Raw genomic sequence first — 7,950 nt, 5'->3', positions numbered from 1 at the left:
TAGGACTTAAGAGTTAAGAAAGCAGGTTCGGCTCGGTGCGAAACAGAATTGTGATTATACAAGAGCGATGCTTAAAGGGGGCTGAATAATTAGTAGAAATTTTAAAAAACGATTTGGAAAATTTTAAATTTTATAATGGAATTTTATGCTTAACTGCTTAACGCGCCTGACACAAATTTCATCTCCAGCCTCTGTGAAAATTTTATAAATTTCGCAGGTAGGCGCATCCAAAAACTTAAAATCGCATTATACCGCGATATGCCGTAATATCGCAACCGCCGACCGCACCCGTTCGCCCATAAAACCCGCTTGCAAAACACTTAAGCGCACGATTATAAGATTTCGCTATAATCACGTCCGATTTAAAATTTATCAAAATTTAAAAGGATTTCTATGCGCGCAATTTTTTCTATCTATATCTTCATCATCGCAGCCCTTATCGGCATCGAGCTCTCGCTCGGCGCACTCGTCGCGCCGGTGGTATTTTTCCCGCAGCAGATTATCGGAGATGGCGTGCTATCGCACTTTCAAAGCGGCAAGCTGATGAGCGAGATCTTCGTAAAATACGGCGGCATCCTCATCGCAGTCTCGATCATCTGTCTTGTTTTTGAGATGATAAATTTCAACAACAACAAATCGCAGTCGTTTCGCTTGCGCCTTTCGACCCTGATGCTGACGCTCGTAAATATCATACTTGCCCTACTTTTCGTGCTTTACTTTACCGACTACGTCATAAATGCCCAAAAGATCGGCACAGAAGCGACGATGGCGCCGGAATTTGCCCAAATCCACGCGGCTAGCGAATGGTGCATGAAACTCATCATCGTGTTTCAAACGGTGCTGTTTTTCGCAAAAATCCTCCCCGCTCTCGCCGCAAAAAAAGCAGCACTGGAGCAGAGCGCAGCCGATGCAGATTAAAATTTACTACGAAGACACCGACGCGCAGAGCATCGTGTATCACGCCAACTACATAAAATTTTGCGAGCGGGCGCGCAGCGAGGCGCTTATGCAGGCAGGAGTGGACTTCGCGCGCGCGGACGCACACTTCGTAGTTAGCGAGCTTTGCGCTAAATTTCTCCGCCCCGCGCGCCTCGGAGACACGCTTGAAATTCGCACGAGCCTAGCCGCGCTTAAAAACGCCAGCGCCCTTTTGCGGCAAGAAATTTACAAGATCAAAGATATGAAAAACGTGGATTTTAGCGAGCTTTTATACGCGCAAGACGTAAAAATCGCCTTCGTAAAAGAAGACAGGCCGATCAAATTTAGCACTGAAATTTTAGAATTTTTCAAATCTTTGAGATAAATTTATCTCGCGAGTTCAAATTTATATAGTCGTGTGGTGCAAACATAGTGCAGACCGGCTTTTCGGCGTAAAATCCAAAAATACGCAGAGCTTTTGGACGGTAATAAAATTTGCAGGCGAGATAAAATTTTACGACATAAAATTTCGCTCAGCATTGAGGTTCAAATTTAACGCTATGCCGCGACATTAACCCCTTACGCACCCGAGATAGAAAACGAAATTTGAAATATCGGAATTTTGCAATGGCGTTAAATTTTGCCCCGCTCTGCCGCTTTATGAAATTTCTCGTCTTCAAATTTAAACCCGCGCAGATCGAGTCTGTGTTTTACTCCGCTAAAATCCTGCTAGTCCGTGAAATTTAAGCAGGTCAAATTCGCTCCGTCTGTTCGCTCGCCGCAATGAAAATCACGGCGCACGCGCAAAGCTGCGCGCAAAATCAAAACGGCGCGCAAAACGAGCGCCAAATGCGCCTCACAGCAGCTCTTTTATCTTCTGCAGATCCTCTTTGAAAAGCTCCGCCTTGCTCGGATTTTGCGCGATGAATGCGGGATCGAAGCTCGGCACGAAACTGATGCCGCCCTCGTTAAAGACCGAGCCGTGCAGCGCGTCCATGCCCGCCAGATTGCCGTTTCGCAGCACGATTTTACAGCAGGGCTCCCCTAGGCAGAGCACGACTTTGGGCTTTAAAATTTTGATTTCGTCGGTCAGATAGGGCGCGCATTTTAAAATTATTTCCGAGCTTATGCGCCTATTTTGCGGCACCGCACACCTTATCAAAAAGCTAAAATAAATTTCTTCCGGCGCGCAAATTTGATCTAGCGCCGCTGCTACCTCGGCTTCCAAACCGCCGCTAACACCATCGCTAGAGCTCGGCGCAAGAGCTACGATCATAAGTTTTATGCTCGCGGGAGTTTTAAAATTTTTGATAGTTTTGAAATTTTTAAAATTTTGCTCGGCGCTTCCCGTGCGCGTTTTAGCAAGCTCGCAGAGATTGCACTCCGTGGTAGCGGATTTTAGCGCGTCCAGCGCCTTGAAAAATCGCGCGCCGCCGCTTAAAATTTCGGCGCCTACGTAGCGGTAGCCGAACGCTTTGTAATAAAGCAGTCTGCGTAGTTGCGAGCTTTGCACGGCGCGCCTACGATCTGTTTAAATTTCGCGCGACGAATCCGCGATCAAACTGCGCCAAATCTTTGTAAAATTCCGCTCTAAAGCCCTGCTCGCGCAAAAACGCCGACAGGCTCTGCTTTTGATCGTAGCCCATCTCGCAGATTAGAAATTTTGCGCGCCGTGCGGCGATCAACACGATGCGTTTTAAAATTTCATCCCCCCGCTCGCCGCCAAACAGCGCCTGTTTTGGCTCTTGCAGCACGCGCGCGTCCAATGCGTAGGAGTTTGCGATGTAGGGCGGATTTGAGACGATGAGATCAAACTCGCCCGCGATCTCATCAGCGTAGGCGCAGTGTACGAACTTGACGTCTACGCCCAAGCTTGCGGCATTTGCGCGCGCCACCTCAAGCGCATCCGCGCTGATGTCGCTGGCCGTGATGCGGCAAGAAGGAAGTAGCTTTTTTAAGCAGATAGCGATTATACCGCTGCCCGTGCCGATCTCGCAAATGCGCGGCTCGCCCAAGCTCCGCGCCAAAGTAAGCACTTTTTTTGCTAAAATTTCGGTCTCGCAGCGCGGTATCAGCACCCGCTCGTCGACGTAAAATTTAAAACCCATAAACTCGCAGCTTTGCGTGATGTATTCAAGTGGGCGACCGTCTTTAAATTCAACGATCTTAGCGCGAAACTCCGCTTCGTGCGCGAGCTCTTCCGAGCATCTTAACACTAGCTGCTCATCGCTAAGTCGCTCGCAAAGCTTTAAAATTTCGCGCGCGACGTATTTTGAGCCGCACTGCTGCAGGCCCCATCTTAGCGCCTCAGCGATCCTCATCAAGCTCTCTTATGCGCTCGTACAGGCTCGGGTGCGAATGATACACTGCGGCGTAAATTTTATGAGCGAGCGGGAATGCCTTATTTTCGCTGCCCAGCTTCTTTAGCGCGCCGATCATGCTCTCTTTATCCTGCATGCTAGCGCCATGCCGGTCCGCGCTAAATTCGTGCATGCGGCTAATCTTGGAGATCACCGGCTCAAAAAACGCATGCAAGATCGGCGCAAACAAAATCATAAAAACCAGCGTCGCGCCGCCGTCCGAGTTAAGTCCTAGCGCGCCGAATACGCCCCCCGGGAGGTTTCCGAATACCGCAAACGTCGCACCCAAAAGCACGAAGCTAAGTGCTAAGCCTTTCAAAATGTCGCCGTGTTTGAAATGCCCGAGCTCGTGCCCTAAAACGGCTAAAATTTCATCCTCGCTCAGCTTTTCGATGAGCGTGTCGAAGAGCACGACTTTTTTCGTCGCGCCGAAGCCGCCGAAATAGGCGTTTAGGCGCTTGTCGCGCTTGCTCGCGTCGATCGTAAAAACGCCGCTACTTTTAAAGCCGCAGCGCTGCAAAAGCCCCTCTATGCGCTCTTTTAGCTCGCCGTGCTCTAGCGGCTGCATCTTATTAAACAGCGGCGCGATAACGGTCGGATAGATCAAATTTATCAGTAAAATCACGCCGAAGCTTAGCAGAAAGCCCCAGATCCACCAGTGCGCGCCCAGGCTGTTTACGCAAAAAACGAGCGCAGAGGCTACCGCAAAGCCGAAAATGAGCGTGAGCGCAAGCGATTTTAGCGCATCTTTTACGAAAACGGCGGGCGTTATCGTGGAAAAGCCTAGGCGCCTGTCTTTGACGAAGGTTTTGTAAATTTCAAGCGGAAGCGATATCGCGCCGCCGATGATTAAAAACGCCGTTACGAAGCAGCTCTGCGCAAAAATCCCGTCGCCAGCTAGATCATATATCGCGCGCTGTAACGCGCCAGCGCCTGCAAGTATCCAAATAAGCGCCACCGCAAAAGAGAAGCAGTGCGAAAATATATTAAATTTTAAATTTACCGCGCCGACCTCGCCCGCTTTGCGATAATCCTCCTCGCTAAGCACCACCGCAGGCTCTTTTAGCTTGGCGCGGATGAAGCTTAGCTCGAGCAGATCGAGCGAAATTTTATAAATCGTGTAAAGCGCGTATAAAAAGATCAAAAACCAAACCATCGCGCCTACTTTAGGCTCTCGGCGAGCGAAAGCACTTCGTAATATTCATTTTCCATACTGTTTAACGTTCCTCTTTTTTCTTCAAGTTCTTCAAAAAGCCCTTGCATACCGAGCTTTTGATAAATTTCAGGCGTCGAGAGCGCGTGATTTAGCTCCTTTATGCGCGCTTCGATAGCCTCGATCTTAGCGGGGTACTCTTCTAAAATTTTATTCTGTTTGTAACTAAGCTTCGCGGCGCTCGTCTTCTCCTTTTTATTTTCGCGACCACTCTCCTCTGCGCTCGCGCTCGCGCCAGCGTCGGCCTCGATCTGATCAATCTCCGCCATCTCGTCTTCAAACTCCAGATACTGCGAATACGGCATTTGAATTTGATCGATCGTGCCGTTTTTTTCGAAAACCCAAAGCTTATTCGTGATCTTATCGATGAAATAGCGATCGTGGCTTACGATGATTACCGCACCTTCGAAGCTTAGCAGATAATCCTCCAAAATATTGATCGTTGCGATATCAAGATCGTTCGTCGGCTCGTCCAAGATCAGGCAATCGTACTGCTCGGTAAAGAGCTTAGCAAGCGCCAGGCGGTTCTTTTCGCCGCCGCTAAGCACGCCCACGGGCTTATCTAAAAACTCCTTCGGAAACAAGAAATTTTTCAAATACCCATAGACGTGCATGTAGCTGCCGCGGACGCTTATGTGATCGCCGCCGTTGGGGCAGAAAATTTCGATTATGCTTTTATCGTCCGTGATGCCGCTGCGGGTCTGATCGAAGTAGCCGATCCTGATCTCGCCGCGTTTGATCTCGCCCGCATCGATCTTGCTGCGGCCGAGTAGAATTTTAAGCAGAGTGCTTTTGCCCGCGCCGTTAGCGCCTACGATGCCGATGCGCTCGCCCTGCAAAACCCGCGCCGAAAAGCCCTTAAAAAGCACCTTGCCGTTTAAAATTTTACCGATATTCGTGCATTCAAAAAGCATTTTTTTGCGATTGTCGCCGCCCGTGCCGTTAAAGCTCCTGCTCGCACGCTCCAGCTCGAGCCGCACGCGACGGATCGCGCCCGGATTTTTCTTCGCATCCTGCCTCATCTGCATGATACGCGCCTTGCGCCCTTCGTTGCGTTTAAGGCGCGCCTTTACGCCGCGGTGCAGCCACTCCTCCTCGGCGCGCAGCTGTTTAAGCAGCGTCTCATGGGACTTTTCGAGCGAGGCGAGCATCTCCTGCTTGCGCCTCAGATAGTTCTCGTATCCGCCGTCGAAATTTGAAATTTTACCCTCTTCGATCTCGATACTGCGCGTCGCCAAGCGGTCGATGAAGTAGCGATCGTGGCTGATAAAAACGATCGTCTGCTTCGAGCTAAGCAGCATATCCTCTAGAAATTTCACCATATAGACGTCGAGGTGGTTCGTGGGCTCGTCCAGCAGCAGCACGTCGGGCTTTTTAAGCACCAGCGCGCCCAGCGCCACGCGACGAATTTCGCCGCCGCTAAGCGTGCAGACCGAGCGGTTTTCGTAAATTTTAAGCCCGAAATTTTGCAGCACCTGCTCGATCTTATTGTCGATCTGCCAGCCGTCCTTGGCCTCGATAAATTTAATCAGCTCGTCCTGGCGCGCCAAAAGCTCCCTGTTTTCGGGCTGTGCGGCGATTTTGCTCGAGATCGCATCGTATTCGCTAAGGGCGGCGTAAATTTCGGCTAGCTCCCGTCGCAGCGCGTCTTTGACCGAGAGATTGTCTTCAAATTTCGGCGTTTGAGCGAGCATCTGGATGTTTAGCCCGTTTTGAGTGATCACGCGTCCCTCGTCGATCTCGCACAGACCTGCAATTATCTTCATCAGCGTGGACTTGCCGCCGCCGTTTTTGCCGATCACGGCGACGCGCTCGTTAGCGTCCAGTGCGAAATTTACGCCGTCTAAAACGACGTGGGAGCCGAATTTTTTCGTAACATCGATAAGCTCGATCAAAGCCAATTTAAGTTCCTCTAGTGTTAAATTCGGTGATTTTACACAAAATTCTATTAAATTTTAATAACTTTTAAGGCTTTAGCGATGCAAAGTTTGGAATTTGGCGGCCTGCGCATAGAAATTTTCGCCCCACACACGCCACCTCTCGCGTCAGCCACGCGTGCGCAGCCTCTTAGATCCACGCCGGATACCTTGCCTGGCACCTCTGCATCCGCGCAATTTGTCTCATCTGAGTTTCTACCATCTCCCACATTCGCACAGGATGATCCACCCGCCGTTTCGTTCGGTCTGTCCGCGCAGGCTGCTTCATCTGAGCCTCCCGCGTCTGCAGTACCGAATACACCACTCGTTATGCCCATCGCGCCCGTTTCGCGTTCCTCTCTTGTCACGCCTAAGACACAAGCCATTCAACCCGCTGCGTCATTCGTGCTAGATAATAGACCAGAATTTACGGCGACTACCGACTCGATTTCATCCGCGTCATCGATGCTGAATACAGTGCTCGCAACGTCCGCACGGGCCGCCGTGCCTGCGCCGCCCTCTGCCGAAGAGGCTACGTCCGTGCCGATCATCTACCTGCACGCTTTGGAGTTTAGCGCAGCCAGTATGGGCGAAATTTACGAGCTCGTCTCGCGACAAAGCGGCGCGGATTTCGTGCTTGCGGCGATCTATCTAAACGAGGCGCAGTGGGGCGATAAGCTTAGCCCGTGGGCAGCAAAGTCGCCGTTTAAGGGGATGCGCGATTTCGCAGGCGGCGGCGCGGCGCACTTAGAAAAATTTACGAACGAGCTGATCCCACGTATCGAGCGACATGTATTCGGCGCGGGAAAGCCTGCGTGGCGAGCGTGCGCGGGATACTCGCTGGCGGGGCTTTTTAGCGCGTATGCGGCGTTTGCGAGCGATAAATTTCAAAAGATCACCTGCATCTCGGCGTCGTTTTGGTTCAGCAGCTTTGATGCCTTCGTCGCCGCACACTCGCCGCAAATGGGGCTGGCGCACGTCTACGCGTCCTTGGGCGAGGCCGAGATGAACCCGAAAAATCCGCGCGGAGCACTCTGCGGCGAGACTGCGCGAAATTTCATCGCTAAATGCCGCGGTACGGACGCGAAAGCGGAGTTTGAGCAAAACCCGGGCGGGCATATGCAAGATGAGATCGCAAGAATTTCAAAGGCGCTTTTAAGCCTCATAAATTCCTAAAATTCGAGGAAATTGTAAAATTTTGCGACGTGATGGAACAAGGGGCGACGGTAGACGAAAAAGAGCGAGACGACGGGTGCAAAGTGCAAATTTCGCGAAACATAAATTTAAGTGAACCGCCATTATAATTTCTCGCGCAACGGTTTTTTTGTGCGATGCAATGAAATTTAAAACAAACCCGCATTAAAATTTTATAGCGCAAGCGGTGTGGCAAGAATGATGCAGCGCGTCTGTTGATATTTTAGCGGCTTTGATAAGTGCGATATCGTTTTAGCGTAAATCATGCGACGCGGCGCCGGTGCGGCGTGGCGGCGTGGCGGCGTGGCGGCGTGGCGGCGTGGCGGCGTGGCGGCGTGGCGGCGTGGCG

The 7,950-nt window shown here is 51.0% G+C and carries 8 protein-coding genes; 3 read left to right on the top strand and 5 right to left on the bottom strand.

Annotated features, from left to right (window positions below; all coding sequences use genetic code 11):
* The first annotated feature begins 393 nt into the window (after window positions 1–393).
* Together KH703_RS09975 and KH703_RS09970 are read left to right on the top strand one after the other, a co-directional pair.
* Window positions 394–918 carry a DUF4149 domain-containing protein gene (locus tag KH703_RS09975; protein WP_304295754.1) on the top strand — a complete coding sequence of 175 codons (525 nt, stop codon included), beginning with the start codon at window positions 394–396 and terminating at the stop codon, window positions 916–918.
* Complete coding sequence (locus tag KH703_RS09970; RefSeq protein ID WP_304295752.1) at window positions 908–1,303, top strand: YbgC/FadM family acyl-CoA thioesterase; 396 nt, start codon at window positions 908–910, stop codon at window positions 1,301–1,303. Before KH703_RS09975 ends, KH703_RS09970 begins: the two co-directional genes overlap by 11 nt.
* A 471-nt stretch (window positions 1,304–1,774) precedes the next feature.
* Here the strand turns inward: KH703_RS09970 and KH703_RS09965 are convergent, their stop codons facing one another.
* From KH703_RS09965 to KH703_RS09945, 5 genes are read right to left on the bottom strand one after another with little or no spacing between them, the layout of a single operon-like run.
* Window positions 1,775–2,431: a uracil-DNA glycosylase family protein gene (locus KH703_RS09965; RefSeq protein WP_304295750.1), complete on the bottom strand. Its 657-nt coding sequence runs from the start codon at window positions 2,429–2,431 to the stop codon at window positions 1,775–1,777.
* A 7-nt stretch (window positions 2,432–2,438) separates the two neighbouring features.
* Window positions 2,439–3,239 carry a peptide chain release factor N(5)-glutamine methyltransferase gene (gene prmC, locus KH703_RS09960; protein WP_304295748.1) on the bottom strand — a complete coding sequence of 267 codons (801 nt, stop codon included), beginning with the start codon at window positions 3,237–3,239 and terminating at the stop codon, window positions 2,439–2,441.
* Window positions 3,226–4,434, bottom strand: a complete 1,209-nt coding sequence (locus KH703_RS09955; RefSeq protein ID WP_304295747.1) for a M48 family metallopeptidase — start codon at window positions 4,432–4,434, stop codon at window positions 3,226–3,228. Before KH703_RS09955 ends, prmC begins: the two co-directional genes overlap by 14 nt.
* Before the next feature lie 5 nt (window positions 4,435–4,439).
* On the bottom strand, window positions 4,440–6,392 hold the full coding sequence (abc-f, locus tag KH703_RS09950; protein WP_304295746.1) for a ribosomal protection-like ABC-F family protein: 1,953 nt from the start codon (window positions 6,390–6,392) through the stop codon (window positions 4,440–4,442).
* 47 nt (window positions 6,393–6,439) lie between these two features.
* Window positions 6,440–6,793 carry a hypothetical protein gene (locus KH703_RS09945; RefSeq protein ID WP_304295744.1) on the bottom strand — a complete coding sequence of 118 codons (354 nt, stop codon included), beginning with the start codon at window positions 6,791–6,793 and terminating at the stop codon, window positions 6,440–6,442.
* Between the two features lie 19 nt (window positions 6,794–6,812).
* Here KH703_RS09945 and KH703_RS09940 point away from each other — a divergent pair, with 19 nt between their 5' ends.
* Window positions 6,813–7,583 (top strand): alpha/beta hydrolase-fold protein, encoded by a 771-nt coding sequence (locus KH703_RS09940; protein ID WP_304295741.1) that lies wholly within the window; start codon window positions 6,813–6,815, stop codon window positions 7,581–7,583.
* Window positions 7,584–7,950 lie beyond the last annotated feature (367 nt).

This window comes from Campylobacter gracilis (assembly GCF_018374135.1).
Classification (GTDB): domain Bacteria; phylum Campylobacterota; class Campylobacteria; order Campylobacterales; family Campylobacteraceae; genus Campylobacter_B; species Campylobacter_B gracilis_A.
This window is presented reverse-complemented; position numbering and strand designations above follow the sequence as displayed.